Source organism: Massilia norwichensis (assembly GCF_024753245.1).
GTDB classification, from domain to species: domain Bacteria; phylum Pseudomonadota; class Gammaproteobacteria; order Burkholderiales; family Burkholderiaceae_D; genus Telluria; species Telluria norwichensis.
Window position 1 is genome coordinate 123,226 of the sequence record NZ_JANUGX010000006.1, and the last position, 16,346, is coordinate 139,571.

Genomic DNA, 16,346 nt, shown 5'->3' on the forward strand with positions numbered 1-16,346 from the left:
CAGCGGCTTTCGCGTATGCTCGGGTTCTTTAGGCCACGGCGATCATGATGGACGACTTCATCGGCATCTACGACAACGCACTGAGCGGCGCGCAGTGCGCCCACATCCGCCAGCGTTTCGACGCCAGCGACAAGGTCGTGCGCGGACGTACCGGCAACGGCGTCGACGTGGAAAAAAAGGACAGCTGGGACCTCACCATCACCCAGCACCAGGACTGGCAGGACGTGGCCGGCCTGCTGGCGACCAGCGTGCGGCGCCACCTGGCGCAGTACGTCGACCGCTACCGCGCACTGGTGCTGGGCGCGCTGGCGCCGATGGTCGCGCATCCCGACACCGGCCAACCGGTCGCGCTGTCGCTGGCCAATTTCGACGAATGCGGCCGCCCCCACATCGACGCGCTGGTGCAGGCGATGTACCGCTGCGGCCCGATCAACCTGCAAAAATACCGGCAAGGCAGCGGCGGCTACCACCACTGGCATTCCGAGATCTACCCGCAGAACGCCAGCTGCGAGACCCTGCACCGGGTGCTGCTGTTCCAGTTCTATCTGAACGACGTGGCCGATGGCGGCGAGACCGAGTTCCTGTACCAGAACCGCAAGGTCGAAGCGCGCGAAGGCCGCCTGATCATCGCGCCGGCCGGCTTCACGCACACCCACAAGGGCCACGTGCCGCACAGCGGCGACAAGCTCGTGGCAACCTCGTGGATCCTGTACCGGCGCGCCGAAGAACTGTTCGGGCAGCGCCCGGGCTGATCACCTGGTCTCGGGCACCAGCGACTTCAGGATCGGCCGCACGAAATCGTCGGTCTTGAAGTCGTACAGCAGGAAGTCGCTCGAGAACTGCCAATAGGCCCAGGCGAAACCGTTCTTCTCGGCGCTGCGCGCGACGGTCGATGTCCACAGCGTGCGGTCTTCCATCGCCGCCTTGTCGTAGGCGCCGAATTCGCCGAGCAACACCGGCCGTCCGCTCGCCTCGCTCCATGCCTTGACCTCGGCGAAGTCCTTCTCGATCTGCGCGATCTCGGCGGCTTTGCCGAAGCGGACGCCTTGCGACGAGCGGATCGGCTCATCGGCCCAGGACGCGCCCTGGTGGGTGAAGGGGAAGGGATCGTAGTAATGGAAGGTCGCGATGATGTGCCTGTCGGCGGCGGGCAGCTGCAGGTCCTTGAGCGTCTCGCGGCTGTTCCAGCGGACCCCGCCGACGATGACGTTACGCGCCGGATTGGTCTGGCGCACGATGGCCAGCAATTCCGCGAAGGTGGCATTCCAGGTCGCCGCGTCGAACTGGCCGTGCGGCTCGTTCAGCAGCTCGAAGACGACCGAGTTCGGCTCGTTGCGGTAGCGCTCCGCCAGCTGGGTCCAGACGGCCTTGAGCTTGGGACGGCAGGCCGCCACGTCCTTCGAGCATTCGTCGAAATCATGTTCGTCGACGATCACGTTCAGGCCGTGTTTTTTGGCCGTCGCCACCACCCAGTCCAGGCGATTCAGCCACTTCGGATCGAGCCGGTTCTGGCGGTCGAGATACGCGAACGAGAACAGCACCACGCGCACGGTGGAAAAGCCGGCCGCCTTGAGCTTCGCGAAGTGCGCTTCCCTATAGTTACCCTTGCTGTCCGCACGCCAGAACGCATCGTAGCCGAGGATGTTCACGCCGCGCCCCAGCTGGCGCACCTGGTCGTGCGCCGACAGCGCGACGAATTGCGAACTGGCCGGCGGCGGATTCGGCGGCGGATCGTCGGCCATCGCCAGGGCCGACGCAAACATGGCGATGCCGGCCATGGCGGTGTGCAGGATCTTCATCGGGCGTCGCCTTTCAGGTAGCCGTGCATGGCCAGCCAGCGTGCGAAGTCGTCGAACCAGCCGGTGCTGGTGGTGGTCTTCTGGTACATGCCGAAGCCGTGGCCGCCCTGCTCGTAGAGGTGGAATTCCACCGGCCGCTTGGCGTTGCGCCAGCTGTCGATGAGGCCGAATCCGCCATTGCCGAACAGCGGGTCGTCCGCGGCCAGGGCGACGAACAAGGGAGGCGCATCCGCCGGCACCGTGACCGGGGCAAGCGGGCCGTAGATGTTGGCGGTGAAGGCCGGCTTCGCATCCTGTCCCTGCAGCGCGGTCGCCATGGTCAGCATCGCGCCTGCCGAGAAGCCGATCATGCCGACGCGGCCGGGGTCGACCCGCCATGCCTTCGCGCGCGAGCGCACCAGCGCGAAGGCGGCGCGCGCATCGGCGATCTGGGGCGCGTAAGCGACCGCGGGGTCCTGCTGCGCGGCGCGTGCCGCGCGGGCGCCATCCGAAAACATCTGGGCCATCGAGCGCGCGAACGCATCCATTTCGCGCGGCGTCTGGGTGAGACGGTACTTCAGCACGAAGGCGGCGACGCCCTTGTCGGCCAGCGCCTTGGCGACATCCCAGCCCTCGTTGTTCATCGACAGCGTGCGAAAGCCGCCGCCGGGCGCGACGATCACCGCGGCGCCGGTCGCCCTGGCCGGATCCGGCAGGAAGGGCGTCAGCGTGGCCACCGTTACGTTGCGCGCGAACACGCTGCCATACTGGCTGTGCCAGGATTCCTGCACGGTGGCGCCCGGCAGCGCGCCGGTGCCCAGCACGATCGCGTCCGGCTGCGCCGGTATCGCGATCGGCGTCATCCTGTCATCCTGCGCCAGCGCCGGCGTGGCCAGGGCACAGCCCAGGACCACGGCTCCCGCGGCAAAGCCGCTGGCCAGCAGGCGGCCCAGCGGCCTGCGAATCCTCATGCTCGATGTCCTCATCATTCGGTCTCCTTGTCGATTTATTGTTCCAATACCGCGGCCCGGCTCAGCACCAGTGCCGCATCCTGCACCGCCACGCCGGTCCCCGGCTGGCCCGATCCGACGCTCAGGCGGTACTGCCCCGGCATCAACTGCCGGACGCCGTCGCGCGTGACGAAGCTCAGGTCGCGCGGCGACAGGCGGAAGCTCACCTGGCGGCGTTCGCCGGCCTTCAGCGAGAGCCGCTGGAAGCCGCGCAGCGCCAGCCGCGGCGCGCCTTCGAAGGGCGGCGGCGCGAGGTAGAGCTGGGCGACCTCGTCGCCGTCGCGCGTGCCGGTGTTGGTGATGTCCGTGGTGACGAGCACGCCGTTCTCAAACGCGCTGCCGACCGCTTCGATCCGCAAAGCTTCGTAGCGGAAGCTTGTGTAACTCAGGCCCGCGCCGAACGGATACACCGGCGTGCCGGCGTAATAGCGGTAGGTGCGGCCCTGCATCGTATAGTCGTCGAAGGGCGGCAGGTCGGCCAGGCCGCGGTAGAAGGTCAAGGGCAGGCGCCCGCCGGCGTCCTGCTTCCCGGTCAGCACATGAGCGACCGCCAGCCCGCCGGACTGTCCCGGATACCAGGCTTCCAGGATCGCGGACGCGTTGTCTTTGGCCCAGGTCAGGTCGATCGCGCTGCCGTTCATCAGCACGACGACCAGCGGCTTGCCCAGCGCCCTGGCGCGGTCGAGCAGGCGGCGCTGGTCGGCCGGCAGTTCCAGCGAGGTCTTGTCGCCACCGGAAAAGCCCTCGGCCTTCACCGCCATCTCTTCCCCTTCCAGGTCCGAGGTCAGGCCGACCACCGCGACGATCACGTCCGCCTCCGCGGTGCCGGCTTTCAGATCGGCGTCGACGTCGGTCGAGATCCGTTTCCAGAACAGGCCGGGCACGCCGGTGCCGCTGGTCTCGGCCTGGAAGCGCAAGGGATAGCGCTGGCCCTTCTCCAGCCGGACCTCGGCGAGTTCCAGCGGCTCCGCCCATTTCGAATACGCGCTGGCGCGCACGACCGGCTTGCCGGCCACCGTCAATTCGCCCTGCACGCCGGAGACGCCGAGGCGGTAGGTACCGGTCTCCGGCGCCAGCAGGTAGCCGGTCCAGACCACCTTGTGCTGGTCGGCGACCGCCTTCATTGCCAGCGCATGCGACACCAGGCCGGGTTCGACGCGGGTCGCGACCGGCCTGGCGTCGTAGCCGGCGTCCTTGCGGTTGAAGTATTCCGCGCGCAGGCCGGGCTTGCCGTCGGGCGTGCGCAGGGCCGTGCCCGGCACCGGGTCGCCATCGGTGACCGAGGCGCCGGCAGGCACCAGGCCGATGCTGGCCTGCGGCAGGACCCGGCGCAGGCCCTCGAGCACCGACACCGGCGGCGCCGATTGCGTCGACGAGTAGTTACCGCGCAGGACGCGGGTGGCGTCGGCCAGCGGGCCGATCACGGCGAGCTTGAGGCCGGGCTTGAGCGGCAGCACGCCATCGTTCTTCAGCAGCACCAGGCTTTTCGCCGCCGCCCGCAGCGCCAGTTCCTGGTGCGCGGCACTGCCGATCGCATCGACTGGCACCGCCGCCCTGCCCTGGCGCTGCGCCAGGCCGGCGAGGTCGCCGCTGCGGTAGCGCGCGGAGAACAGGCGTACCAGCGCGCGGTCGATGTCGTCCATGCCGATCAGGCCGCGCTGGAAGGCTTCCCGGTAGCGCTCGGCCAGGTCGGTCGCATCGCCCAGCGTTCGGGTGTTGCACTCGTTGTCCGTGCCGGCCTTCAGGGCCACGGCAACCGCCGCCGCAGGGTCGGTCGCGTACTTGTGCCGGTCCGCGATGTCGGTCACCGCGTCGCAATCCGACACGACGTAACCCTTGAAGCCCCAGGCGCCGCGCAGATGGTCGTTCAGCAGGAGTTCGCTGCCGCAGGCCGGCTGGCCATTGATGCGGTTATACGCGCACATGATCGATCCGGCACCGGCATCGACGATGGCGGCGCGGAAGGCCGGCAGGTAGGTATCTTCGAGGTCGTGCCGGGACACGAACACGTTCGCCACGTGCCGGGTCGACTCCGGCCCGCTGTGGACCGCGAAGTGCTTGGGGGTCGCGATCACGTCCGGCAGCTCGGGGTCCGGGCCCTGCATGCCCTGGATGAACGCGACGCCCAGCGCCGCCGTCAGGTGCGGGTCTTCGCCGTAGGTTTCCTGGCCCCTGCCCCAGCGCGGATCGCGGAAGATGTTGATGTTCGGCGACCAGGTATCGAGGCCGGTACCGATACGCCCCAGATGCCCGGTCTGGCGTCCCAAGGTATGCAGCGCGCGCACCTCGACGCTGATCGCCGCGGCCACCTGCTGCACCAGCGGCGCGTCGAAGCTGGCCGCCAGGCCGATGGGTTCCGGGAAGTTCGTGGTCGGTACCGGCCCCATCGCCCCATGCAGCGACTCGGTCCACCAGTTGTATGCGGGGATGCCCAGGCGCGGCACGGCCGGCGCCACGTTGAGCAGCTGGCCGATCTTCTCGTCGAAGCGCATCTGCGCGACCAGTGCGCGGGCGCGCGCTTCCGCGTCGGCGCGCGCATCGAGGGCCTGCGCAGCGGCGGGAATCGCCAGGGCCAGGATGAGCGCATGGCGCCAGGTCTTCTTGTTTTTCATGTCACTGCCTTGAAGGAATCGACATCGTTGATGATTGCGCTAACAAATCCACCACAGACGCCATCATACCTCTACAGGCATGCGGAAAATACAAATTTATTCATTCCCATAACATGAATGTCATACGCTCACATATGCGCATGAAAAAAACGCCACCCTGGCCTTGCCGGGGTGGCGCTCTCGGTGCGCGGGCCTGCGCGGCGGGTCAGCCTGCCTGTGCCGGCTCGACTTCGCGCAGCGCCTGCAGCGCCATCGCGTAGATGCCCTCGTAGGATTTGGCGGCGGCGATGAAGCGTCCGTTGTGGCAGAAGCCGGCGTCGGGCACGCCGGTCACGGCAGCCAGGTCGGCATCGCGCAGGCCGGCCCAGGAGGCCGGCAGGTCGGCGCGCGCTTCGAAGGTGTCGGCGGTGGCCGGCACCGTGTGCAGCATGTAGCGCTGCTCGCCCAGGTTGTGGCTGATGACGAACAGGACCTTCGGCATCTCCTTGCGCACCACCGAACTCCAGGGCAGCGCGCTGTTCCGCAGGTACAGCAGGCGTCCGCCTTCCAGCACCTGGGCGCCGCGCACCTGCTCCAGCGCCAGCATGGCGCCGACGCGGTACTTGACGGCGTTCGCCATCACCTCGGCCAGGAAGTCCATCGCGCGGTGGAATTGCTGCAGGCGGAAGGCGTCGGCGGCTTCGCCGTAGCCCAGCCGCTCCTCGTCCATCCAGTTCAGGTTGTAGCCGGACACCACCGCCGACATGCCATAGCCGCCGGGCGCGTTCTTGGCCGCGCCGACGTCCGACAGATCGAGGTATTGCACGATGTCGGCATCGATGGCCCAGGCGATCTGCTGGGCGGTGTCCTCGCTCAGCTGCTGGCCGGTGTGCTGCAGGGCCAGGGCGGCCACGCAGCGGCCGCCGTATTCGCGCCACACCAGGCCGGCGCTGGCGTAGGGCACGCCGCTCTGGCGCGCACCGCTGAAGCCTTTCTGGTGGTGGTCGAAGCGCCCTAGGGCCGGGTCCCAGATGCCGCCGACGTCGATCACGACATCGCCGCGGTCGATGATGGCCTGGTCGCGCGTGCGCACGAGTTCGGCCTCGGGATGCAGGACCTTGATGACGGCGACCGCCCATGCGTCATCCGCATGGAATTTGCCGCCGTGGGTGACGATGAGCATAGGATTCCAGATTAGTAGTTATTTCGAGATGATACCGTTTCTTCGAATCTCGATCACTGCAAATTGAGTTATCTGTAAATCAAACTTAGTAGAAAGAAACGTCTGCGTAAATATCACTCGTTACTTGACGCAGACGCACCCTACCATGAGTTCCCCGATCCGTGAAATATACGCCTGAGAGCTCAAGGGCTTTGGCATCACCTTCACTCACTACTCGGATGTCAAAAATAGTAGTTCCCACATATGGTTGCCAATTAAGGTTTCTTGGAATTGACCTATACACATAATAAATTTTTGACTGCCCACTTTCCACTGCAGGCGTCGTCTCTAAGGAAAGAGACTTTGAAGTTGCCGTATGCATATCGATTTGGGTTTGCAAAAGGGTTTGCCTTACCACAGCTTTTGCCGAAATTTGGTGCCCCTCTGAGGTCGTAATCTCCCCTTCCCAAGTTCCATTCAAATCTGGAAATAAGGATTTATTAAACCATCTGCATATCTTCCAAATTCGACGAGAAACTAATCCGGTGGTAAAAATCTTAGTTATAAAAAAGCTCACCCATGGCGCAATACTCAATATTTTAAGAAGAGGTAAGTCATTATCCCAAAATCGATGAGCTAATTCGTAAGCACATATGCTAAGGATCGTAGTCCAGATTGATGCGTAACGAATCAAAGATAGAAAATCTATTATTCTATACATACTTCTATATATCTTGAAAGTTATGCAACCTATTTTTCCCATCGCTTTTTGCAGACAGGAGAGCTATGTATGCCTCACGTAAATCATTCCCAAGCCCAACAGAAAATGTTATTTCTTTACCACCAATATCACAAATTTTTTCGTACAAAAAACTCTGATCTAACTCGTTCTTTTCCGTATAACCCGCGACACCATCTGCCGCACAAAAAATAACGACAAACCCTTGCGACTCCAAAAACCTGGCAATCAAATTGGTCTTCTCATTAACTATTTCGTTTATTTTCAACAGAGAAGCCAAGTCATTTCTTAAATATGATGATGTTATTTTCTGACCAACATCATCGCCATCAATAGTAATAAATTTCATCTTTGACCTTTGACGATCGGCGACTCGCAGACGTCTCGGACGTTCGCCGAATAAAACCAGAATTAAGAAGACAAATTAAAACGCCATCCAAGCATTGCTCGGATGGCGTTTTGATGAATATCATTCAGTAATTATTAATTGTTATTGACCACCAGGCGCGGCTCGCCGATGCCGAAGCGCTCGCGGATCGATTTGCCGATGCCGTGCGCGTCCAGGCCGACGGAGGCCAGCAGCACGCCCGGGTCGCCCTGGTCGATGAATTTGTCCGGCAGGCCCAGGATCAGCAGCGGCTTGACGATACCCTCGGCAGCCAGGGCTTCCGCCACGGCAGAACCGGCGCCGCCCATGGTGCAGCCCTCTTCCACCGTCACCAGGTAGTCGTGGTCCCTGGCCAGGCGCTTGACCAGCTCGACGTCGAGCGGCTTCACGAAGCGCATGTCGGCCACGCTGGCGTTCAGCTCCTCGGCCGCCTTCAGGCTCGGTGCCACCATCGAGCCGAAGGCCAGGATGGCGACGCCCTTGCCCTGGCGCTTCACCAGGCCCTTGCCGATGTCGATCGACGTCAGTTCCTGCTGCAGGGCCGCGCCGACGCCGGCGCCGCGCGGATAACGCACCGCCGCCGGGCCCGGGTAGTGGTAGGCCGTGGTCAGCATCTGCCGGCACTCGTTCTCGTCGGACGGCGCCATCACGACCATGTTCGGGATGCAGCGCAGGTAGGCCAGGTCGTAGTTGCCTGCGTGGGTCGCACCGTCGGCGCCGACCAGGCCGGCGCGGTCCAGGGCGAAGGTCACGTCCAGGTTCTGCAGCGCCACGTCGTGGATCAGCTGGTCGTAGCCGCGCTGCAGGAAGGTCGAGTAGATCGCCAGCACCGGCTTGACGCCCTCGGTCGCCATGCCGGCGGCGAAGGTGACCGAGTGCTGCTCGGCGATGCCGACGTCGAAGTAGCGGTCCGGGTACTGCTGGTGGAAGCGCACCATGCCCGAACCTTCGCGCATCGCCGGCGTGATGCCGACCAGGCGTTTGTCCTGGGCCGCCATGTCGCACAGCCAGTTGCCGAACACCTCGGTGTAGGTGATCTTGGACGGCGCGGTGGCGGGCTTGATGCCCTCGCTCGGGTTGAACTTGCCGGTGCCGTGGTACAGGATAGGCTCGGCCTCGGCCAGCTTGTAGCCCTGCCCTTTTTTAGTGACCACGTGCAGGAACTGCGGACCCTTCAGCCTGCGGATGTTTTCCAGCGTCGGGATCAGCGACTCGAGGTCGTGGCCATCGATCGGGCCGATGTAGTTGAAGCCGAATTCCTCGAACATCGTGGCCGGGACCACCATGCCCTTCGCGTGCTCTTCCAGCTTTTTCGCCAGTTCCAGCATCGGCGCCGGCAGCACGCTCTTGCCGACGTTCTTGGCGGCGGCGTAGAACTGGCCCGACATCAGGCGCGCCAGGTAGCGGTTCAGCGCGCCCACCGGCGGCGAGATCGACATGTCGTTGTCGTTCAAGACCACCAGCAGGTCGCAGTCTTCTTCGACGCCGGCATTGTTCAGGGCTTCGAAGGCCATGCCGGCCGTCATCGAGCCGTCGCCGATCACGGCGATCGCCTTGCGCTTCTCGCCCTTGATCTTGGCTGCCTGCGCCATGCCCAGCGCCGCCGAGATCGAGGTCGACGAGTGGGCGGTGCCGAAGGTGTCGTATTCGCTTTCGTCGCGCTTCGGGAAGCCGGACAGGCCGTTGTGCTGGCGCAGCGTCGGCATGCGGTCGCGGCGGCCGGTCAGGATCTTGTGCGAATAGGTCTGGTGGCCCACGTCCCAGACGATGCGGTCTTCCGGCGTGTTGAACACGTAGTGCAGCGCGATCGTCAGCTCGACGGTGCCGAGATTGGACGACAGGTGGCCGCCGGTCTTGGACACCGAATCGAGCAGGAACTGGCGCAGTTCGGTGGCCAGCGGGGTCAGCTGGTTGCGCGGCAGCTTGCGCAGGTCCGCCGGGTTGTTGATGGTCTCTAGCAGTTTCATTTAGGCCTTCCGCTGCACGATCAGGTCCGCGAGTTCGCGCAGCCGCAGTGCTTGTTCTCCGAACGGCGCCAGCGCCTGATGCGCCTGCTGCCGCAGTTGTTCGGCCAGTGCCTTCGACGGCGCCAGCCCCAGGATCGATACGTATGTCGGTTTGTTTGCCGCGGCGTCCTTGCCCGCGGTCTTGCCGAGGGTCGCGGAATCCGCGGTTGCGTCCAGCACGTCGTCGACCACCTGGAAAGCCAGGCCGATCGCGCGCGCATAGTCTTTCAATGCTTGCAGTTCCGGCGCCGAGAGCTCACGGCCTGCCAGCGCGCCCAGCAGCACCGACACGCGCAGCATGGCGCCGGTCTTCAGCTGGTGCATGCGTTCGAGTTCTTCCAGGCTCAGGCTGATGCCGACGCTGTCGAGGTCGATCGCCTGGCCGCCGCACATGCCCTTGGTCCCGGCCGCTTCGGCGAGCAGGCGCAGCATCTGCACCAGACGGGCCGGAGCGACCTCTTCGCTGCCGGCCAGGACCTCGAAGGCCTGGGCCTGCAGCGCATCGCCGACCAGCAGCGCGGTCGCTTCGTCGTAGGCCACGTGCACGGTCGGCTTGCCGCGGCGCAGGGCGTCATCGTCCATGCAGGGCATGTCATCGTGCACCAGCGAATAGACGTGGATCATCTCGACCGCGCAGGCGGCGCGCGCCACGGCGTCATCAAGAGCGCCGAACAGCTCGCCGGCGGCATAGGCCAGCAGCGGGCGCACGCGCTTGCCGCCGCCCAGCGTGGTGTAGCGCATCGCTTCGTGCAGCTTGGCCGGCACGCTGGCGGCGTCCGGCAGGAAGCGGCCGAGGGCATCCTCGGTGCGCGCCTGCACGCCCTCCATCCAGGTCCGGAAATCCGGCTGCGCGCTCATGCTCGCGCTCATTCGGCGTCCTCGCCGTCGGTGCTGAAGGGCTTGAGCATCTCGCCTTCAAGCACCTTGACCTGCGATTCGACCTTCTCGAGCTGGGCCGCGCAATAGCGCACCAGTTCGGAGCCGCGCGCATAGGCGGCAACCGATGCTTCCAGTGGCAATTGCCCGCCTTCCATCTGGGTGACGAGCTGGGCCAGCTCGGCCATCGCCTGCTCGAAGGACTCGGGGGCGGCCGGTGCTACGGCGCTCTCCGCGCTTGTTTTATTTGGCATAATGACTTTGATCGGTTCAGAGGTCGTATTGTAAACAATCCTACCCCTGCATGACGCCGTGAGTGCTGTCGGCATCTTGTAAGAAAAGAGACACATTTTATCGCAAAGCGCCCGGCCACTCATGAAAACGATGCCTTGCAGGCAATTTTTAAGCGTCCATGCACCACAACCCCGTGCGGGACCGAGCCCGAGTCAGCCTTTACAGGCTATAATCTCCGGTTCTGTCTCCGAAATACCGTATTTTTTCTTTAACGAGTCGAGAAAAACCGTAGCGAGCGGAAGCAGTCGTGGCCGAGAAGCGCAGCCGTACTTGAGTACGGCGAGCATCGCAGGCCGCGAATGCGACGCGCAGTAGGTTTTTCGACGGCTCGAATACTGGTTCTCGGATTCTTTCTCTTCTTTGGCTGAAATCTGTAAAGGGGGGTTGGGATGTCCGATCTGGCTACCCACGCCAAGCTGGCGCGCTCGTGCGCGCAGCTTCCGGTAAATGTCTACTTCGACCAAGCGCTGTTGCAGCGCGAAATGCAGCACCTGTTTCTGAAGGGCCCACGCTACGTCGGGCATGAATTGATGGTGCCCGAACAGGGCGATTTTGCGACCCTGAAATCGGAGAACGAGGGTCGCATGCTGGTGCGCAATGCGCAGGGCATCGAACTCCTGTCCAACGTCTGCCGTCACCGCCAGGCGCTGATGTTCAATGGCCGCGGCAATGCCAAGAACATCGTCTGCCCGCTGCACCGCTGGACCTACGACCTGAAGGGCGAACTGATCGGCGCGCCGCATTTTGCCGACACGCCCTGCCTGAACCTCTCGAAGACGCCGCTGCAGAACTGGAACGGCCTGCTGTTCGAGCAGAACGGCTACAACGTGATGGACAAGCTCAAGCAGCTGTCGGTGACCAAGGACCTCGATTTTTCGGGCTACATGTTCGACCACGTCGAAGTGCACGAGTGCGACTACAACTGGAAGACCTTCATCGAGGTCTACCTGGAGGATTACCACGTCGAGCCCTTCCACCCGGGCCTGGGCAACTTCGTCAGCTGCGACGACCTGCGCTGGGAATTCGGCACCGACTACAGCGTCCAGACCGTCGGCGTGCACCGCGGCCTGCAGAAGTCGGGCTCGCCGGCTTATAAAAAATGGCAGGAACAGGTCCTGAAGTTCAACAATGGCCAGGCGCCGAAGTACGGCGCGATCTGGCTGACCCTGTATCCGAACATCATGGTCGAGTGGTACCCGAACGTGCTGGTGGTGTCGACCCTGTGGCCGATGGGACCGCAGAAGACCCGCAACGTGGTCGAGTTCTACTACCCGGAAGAGTTCGTGCTGTTCGAGCGCGGCTTTGTCGAAGCCGAGCGCGCGGCCTACATGGAAACCTGCGTCGAGGACGACGAGATCGCCCTGCGCATGGATGCCGGCCGCAAGATCCTGCTCGACCGCGGCGTCAGCGAGGTAGGACCGTATCAGTCGCCGATGGAAGACGGCATGCAGCACTTCCATGAGTGGTACCGCAGCAGACTGGAAAACATCCCGCCGGGAATTTGATGCCTTCACTCTGGATGCTGTTCGCCAGCTTCGCGTTTGCCGCCATGGGCGCGGGCGTGAAGCTGGTCTCCCCGTTTTACTCCACTTCCGAAATCGTGATGTACAGGGGCCTGGTCGGCACCCTGCTGCTGTTCCTCACGATCCGCCTGCAGGGCGGCACCCTCAAGACCCTGTTCCCCCGCGAGCACCTGACGCGCAGCCTGGTCGGCGTGATCTCGCTGTGGATGTGGTTCTACGCGATCGGCAAGCTGCCGCTGGCCACCGCCGTCACCCTCAACTACATGGCGCCGATCTGGCTCGCGACCTGGATGTTCTTCATCGGCTGGTGGCATGCGAAGGGCCAGACCGAATGGCCGCTGGTGCTGGCGATCGGCATGAGCTTCGTCGGCGTGACCCTGGTGCTGCGTCCGGCGGTCGAGACCAACCAGTGGCTGGGCGGCTTCATCGGCGTGCTGTCCTCGATCGTCTCGGCGATGGCCTATATGCAGGTGCGAAACCTGGGCCAGAAGGGCGAGCCCGAATACCGCGTGGTCTTCTATTTTTCGCTGACCACCACCGTGGCCGGCTTCTTCGGCACCCTGTTCGAAAATGGCGTCGCCGCGCCCTTCCACGCGCACAGCTGGCACAGCGGCTTGCTGCTGCTGGCGATCGGCATCCCTGCCCTGCTGGCCCAGATGGCGATGACGCGCGCCTACCGCCTCGGCAAGGTGCTGGTGGTGGCCAACCTGCAGTACACCGGCATCATCTTCTCCAGCCTGTGGGGCATGCTGCTGTGGGGCGACGTGTTCGACTGGCACGTGTGGCTGGGGATGGGCGTGATCCTGGCCTCCGGCATCGCCGCGACGTTCTACAATACGAAGCGCACGGCGCGCGGCGCCGTCGTCAAGGATACCGACCCCATCGCCAGCGAACTATAAGGAGACCCGCTTCATGAGCACGTCCAAGTACACGACCCTGATCGATGCCGCCAGCCTGGCCGCCCATGTCGATGACGCTGACTGGGTGATCGTCGACTGCCGCCACGACCTGGTGAACCTGGCCGCCGGACGCGAAGCCTATGCCGCCGGCCACCTGCCGAACGCGCTGTTCGCCGACATGGAGCGCGAACTGTCGGGCGCCAAGCGCGATGCGGACGGCGCCTTCCGCGGCCGCCATCCGCTGCCGGAAAAGGACGCCTTCATCGAGCTGCTGCGCAGCTGGGGCGTGAACGGGGACACGCAGCTCGTGGCCTACGACGCCCACGGCGGCATGTTCGCGGCGCGCCTGTGGTGGATGCTGCGCTGGGTCGGCCACGAAGCGGTGGCGGTGCTGGATGGCGGCGTGCCGGCCTGGCAGTCGGCCGGACTGCCGCTGTCGACGGCCGCCCCGGCCCCGCGCGCGCGCGGCACGATCGCGGCGCGCGCGCCGCTGGTCACGACAGTGGATGTGAACACGGTGCTGCAGAATGTGGCGCATGGCGGCCGCCAGGTGGTCGACGCGCGCGCGCCGGACCGCTTCCGCGGCGAGAACGAAACCATCGACCCGGTCGGCGGCCATATCCCCGGTGCGAAGAACCGCTTCTTCAAGGACAACCTGCAGGCGGATGGGCGCTTCAAGGCGCCGGATCAGCTGAAGACGGAACTGGGAACGGTGGTGGGCGATCCGCAGAAGGCCATCATGCAGTGCGGTTCGGGCGTCACGGCCTGCCACAACCTGCTGGCGCTGGAAGTCGCGGGCTTGCCTGGCGCAGCCTTGTATCCGGGATCGTGGAGCGAGTGGAGCGCAGATGCTGCGCGGCCGGTTGCAACCGGCGACAAATAATTCGTAGGGTGGGCACTCCCGTGCCCACGACGCGCTATCAGTGGCTCATATCGTAGGGCGCCGGCAAAAAGTCCGCCAGCGTAAATACAACCACCGACAGCACCAGGATACCCAGCACATAGCCGAACCGCGAAGGTTTCTCGCGCAGTGCCACAACCACTTGATGGACCAGCCTTGCCATTGCTTCCCCCACATAGGTAACGACTCAGCATAGGCCGGTTCGAATTCCCATGTCAACATCAAGGTGCAATAAACCTCGGTGGCCTCAGTGTCCGTGTGTCAGGAACAGCACGATCACCACACCCAATCCGATCAAGAGCACCTGCGGGATCGATTCGCGCACCGTGGCACGGCGCTGCATCTGCGGCATCAGGTCGCTCACCGCGATGTAGATGAAGCCCGAGGACGCGAACACCAGCACATAGGGAATCAGGCCGCTGGCTTTATCCAGTGTGTAGTAGCCGAGCAGGCCGCCGACCACCGCGAGCAGGCTGCACAGCAGATTGAAGACATAGGCGCGCACGCGCGAGAAGCCGGCGTTCAGCAGCACGATGAAGTCGCCGATCTCCTGCGGGATCTCGTGGGCGATGATGGCGACGCCGGTCACGATGCCCAGCTGCGGATTGGCGAGGAAAGCAGCCGCGATCAGGATGCCGTCCGTGAAGTTATGCATGCCGTCGCCGATCAGGATCATCCACCCCGCCTTGCCCGCCTGCTGCGCGTCGTGGCCGTGGTGATGATGATGGCCGTCGTGCTCGTGATGGTGCGAATGGCGCAGCAGCGCCACCTTCTCCAGCAGGAAGAAGGCCAGCAGGCCGCCCAGCAGGGTCGCGAACAGGCCGCGCGGGTCGACACCCGACTCGAATGCCTCCGGCAGCGCGTGCAGCAGCGAGGTCGCGAGCATGATGCCGACCGACAGGCTGACCATGCGTTCGACAACCTTCGACAGCAAAGTGAAGGAGAACACTGCGGCAGCCGTGATGCTGACGACGCCCGCCAGGCCGGTGGCGAGCAAAATGGAGATGAGTACGGGGTCGATCGTGAAGCCTCTTATTCTTCTTGGTCCGCGCGTACGAAACGCAAGCCGGGCATTTTACCGTGCCCGGCCGTCGCACGTGCGAATCAGGCGACACCGTGGATCTTGAACCAGCTTAGCGCGCGGGTCCAGCCGTCCTTCGCATCCTTCTCGTCGTAGCTCGGGCGGTAGTCGGCATAGAAGGCATGGCCGGCGTCCGGGTACACCACGAACTCGGACTTGCTCGATCCCTTGGCCAGCGCCGCCTTCATGTTCTCGACGGTGTCGAGCGGGATGCCGGTGTCCTTGGCGCCGTACAGGCCGAGCACCGGCACGCTCAGGGTGGGCGCGATGTCGACCGGGTGCTTGGGGGTGTTGGCGGTGGCATCGCCCTGCAGGCGGCCGTACCAGGCCACACCGGCTTTCACGTTCGGATTGTGGCTCGAATACATCCAGGTGATGCGGCCGCCCCAGCAGAAGCCGGTGATGCCGAGTCGATCGACGTTGCCGCCGTTTTTCGCGGCCCAGGCCACGCAGGCATCGAGGTCGCCCATCACCTGCGCGTCCGGGGTCTGCGAGATGATGTCCTTCATCAGGGTGGCGATGTCCGCGATCTTGCCCGCGTCGCCCTGGCGCACGAACAGTTCCGGCGCCAGCGCCAGGTAGCCCTGCTTGGCGAAGCGGCGCGCGACGTCGGCGATGTGCTCGTGCACGCCGAAGATCTCGGAAATCACCAGGATCACCGGCAGGTTCGATTTGCCTTCGGGCTGGGCGCGGTAGACCGGCACGGTCTGGCCGTTGACGTTCAGGTTGACGGTGCCGGCGGTGAGACCGGCGGTATCGGTCTTGATCACGGACTGCGCCGCGACCGGCAGCGTGGCGGCGGCAAAGCTGGTGCCCAGTGCCACCTTCAGGAAGTCGCGGCGGTCGACGCCTTCCCCGAACGGGGAATCGGCTACCAGGCTGTCGCCGTCTTGTACGAGATCTTTCATGGGCAATCCTCCGGTCGGGTTAGCAAAGGATGGCTATCTTATCAGTCAGCAGCGCCGTTCGCTTGGCAGTCCAAAAGCCGTGCCGCAGTGCATGCATCGGGAATATTGACATTCAATAAACACCCTATCTGCTTCATCCCTTACATTGCCACCTCCTCATTTACCTGGATTACCTGGAGAAGACATGAAG

Annotated in this window: 16 protein-coding genes; 4 read left to right on the top strand and 12 right to left on the bottom strand. The window is 64.1% G+C overall.

Annotation, left to right across the window (positions count from 1 at the left end):
* Nucleotides 1-44 precede the first annotated feature (44 nt).
* Complete coding sequence (locus NX782_RS07405; RefSeq protein WP_258844794.1) at nucleotides 45-752, top strand: 2OG-Fe(II) oxygenase; 708 nt, start codon at nucleotides 45-47, stop codon at nucleotides 750-752.
* Here NX782_RS07405 and NX782_RS07410 read toward each other — a convergent pair whose 3' ends face one another.
* The 9 genes from NX782_RS07410 to NX782_RS07445 form a co-directional block, all read right to left on the bottom strand.
* Complete coding sequence (locus NX782_RS07410) at nucleotides 753-1,799, bottom strand: glycoside hydrolase family 5 protein (RefSeq protein WP_258844795.1); 1,047 nt, start codon at nucleotides 1,797-1,799, stop codon at nucleotides 753-755.
* Nucleotides 1,796-2,749: an alpha/beta hydrolase gene (locus NX782_RS07415; protein ID WP_258844796.1), complete on the bottom strand. Its 954-nt coding sequence runs from the start codon at nucleotides 2,747-2,749 to the stop codon at nucleotides 1,796-1,798. Before NX782_RS07415 ends, NX782_RS07410 begins: the two co-directional genes overlap by 4 nt.
* A 35-nt stretch (nucleotides 2,750-2,784) precedes the next feature.
* The gene (locus NX782_RS07420; protein ID WP_258844797.1) at nucleotides 2,785-5,400 is read right to left on the bottom strand and encodes a glycoside hydrolase family 3 C-terminal domain-containing protein; all 2,616 of its coding nucleotides are present in this window, start codon (nucleotides 5,398-5,400) and stop codon (nucleotides 2,785-2,787) included.
* A 205-nt stretch (nucleotides 5,401-5,605) separates the two neighbouring features.
* A complete protein-coding gene (locus NX782_RS07425; protein WP_258844798.1) occupies nucleotides 5,606-6,562 on the bottom strand; it encodes an MYG1 family protein in 957 nt (318 codons plus the stop codon).
* An 85-nt stretch (nucleotides 6,563-6,647) separates the two neighbouring features.
* Nucleotides 6,648-7,304: a Cap15 family cyclic dinucleotide receptor domain-containing protein gene (locus NX782_RS26515; protein ID WP_370661770.1), complete on the bottom strand. Its 657-nt coding sequence runs from the start codon at nucleotides 7,302-7,304 to the stop codon at nucleotides 6,648-6,650.
* Nucleotides 7,267-7,629, bottom strand: a complete 363-nt coding sequence (locus NX782_RS07430; RefSeq protein WP_258844799.1) for a mCpol domain-containing protein — start codon at nucleotides 7,627-7,629, stop codon at nucleotides 7,267-7,269. Before NX782_RS07430 ends, NX782_RS26515 begins: the two co-directional genes overlap by 38 nt.
* A 134-nt stretch (nucleotides 7,630-7,763) precedes the next feature.
* Nucleotides 7,764-9,635 (bottom strand): 1-deoxy-D-xylulose-5-phosphate synthase, encoded by a 1,872-nt coding sequence (gene dxs / locus NX782_RS07435; RefSeq protein ID WP_258844800.1) that lies wholly within the window; start codon nucleotides 9,633-9,635, stop codon nucleotides 7,764-7,766.
* Complete coding sequence (locus NX782_RS07440; RefSeq protein ID WP_370661771.1) at nucleotides 9,636-10,544, bottom strand: polyprenyl synthetase family protein; 909 nt, start codon at nucleotides 10,542-10,544, stop codon at nucleotides 9,636-9,638.
* Nucleotides 10,541-10,804 (bottom strand): exodeoxyribonuclease VII small subunit, encoded by a 264-nt coding sequence (locus NX782_RS07445; RefSeq protein ID WP_258844801.1) that lies wholly within the window; start codon nucleotides 10,802-10,804, stop codon nucleotides 10,541-10,543. The genes NX782_RS07440 and NX782_RS07445 overlap by 4 nt, the downstream gene beginning before the upstream one ends.
* A 429-nt stretch (nucleotides 10,805-11,233) precedes the next feature.
* On the opposite strand from NX782_RS07445, the gene NX782_RS07450 reads away from it, so the two are divergent.
* From NX782_RS07450 to NX782_RS07460, 3 genes are read left to right on the top strand one after another with little or no spacing between them, the layout of a single operon-like run.
* The gene (locus NX782_RS07450; RefSeq protein ID WP_258844802.1) at nucleotides 11,234-12,349 is read left to right on the top strand and encodes an aromatic ring-hydroxylating oxygenase subunit alpha; all 1,116 of its coding nucleotides are present in this window, start codon (nucleotides 11,234-11,236) and stop codon (nucleotides 12,347-12,349) included.
* Entirely contained in the window at nucleotides 12,349-13,266 is a 918-nt protein-coding gene (locus NX782_RS07455) for a DMT family transporter (RefSeq protein ID WP_258844803.1), read from the top strand. Before NX782_RS07450 ends, NX782_RS07455 begins: the two co-directional genes overlap by 1 nt.
* A 13-nt stretch (nucleotides 13,267-13,279) precedes the next feature.
* Nucleotides 13,280-14,149: a sulfurtransferase gene (locus tag NX782_RS07460; protein WP_258844804.1), complete on the top strand. Its 870-nt coding sequence runs from the start codon at nucleotides 13,280-13,282 to the stop codon at nucleotides 14,147-14,149.
* 37 nt (nucleotides 14,150-14,186) lie between these two features.
* Here the strand turns inward: NX782_RS07460 and NX782_RS07465 are convergent, their stop codons facing one another.
* The 3 genes from NX782_RS07465 to NX782_RS07475 all read right to left on the bottom strand — a co-directional run bounded on the left by NX782_RS07465 (nucleotide 14,187) and on the right by NX782_RS07475 (nucleotide 16,156).
* Nucleotides 14,187-14,330, bottom strand: a complete 144-nt coding sequence (locus tag NX782_RS07465) for a hypothetical protein (protein ID WP_258844805.1) — start codon at nucleotides 14,328-14,330, stop codon at nucleotides 14,187-14,189.
* Nucleotides 14,331-14,414: 84 nt separating this feature from the next.
* Nucleotides 14,415-15,164 carry a ZIP family metal transporter gene (locus NX782_RS07470; protein ID WP_258844806.1) on the bottom strand — a complete coding sequence of 250 codons (750 nt, stop codon included), beginning with the start codon at nucleotides 15,162-15,164 and terminating at the stop codon, nucleotides 14,415-14,417.
* A gap of 107 nt (nucleotides 15,165-15,271) precedes the next feature.
* Nucleotides 15,272-16,156: a dienelactone hydrolase family protein gene (locus tag NX782_RS07475; protein WP_258844807.1), complete on the bottom strand. Its 885-nt coding sequence runs from the start codon at nucleotides 16,154-16,156 to the stop codon at nucleotides 15,272-15,274.
* Nucleotides 16,157-16,346 lie beyond the last annotated feature (190 nt).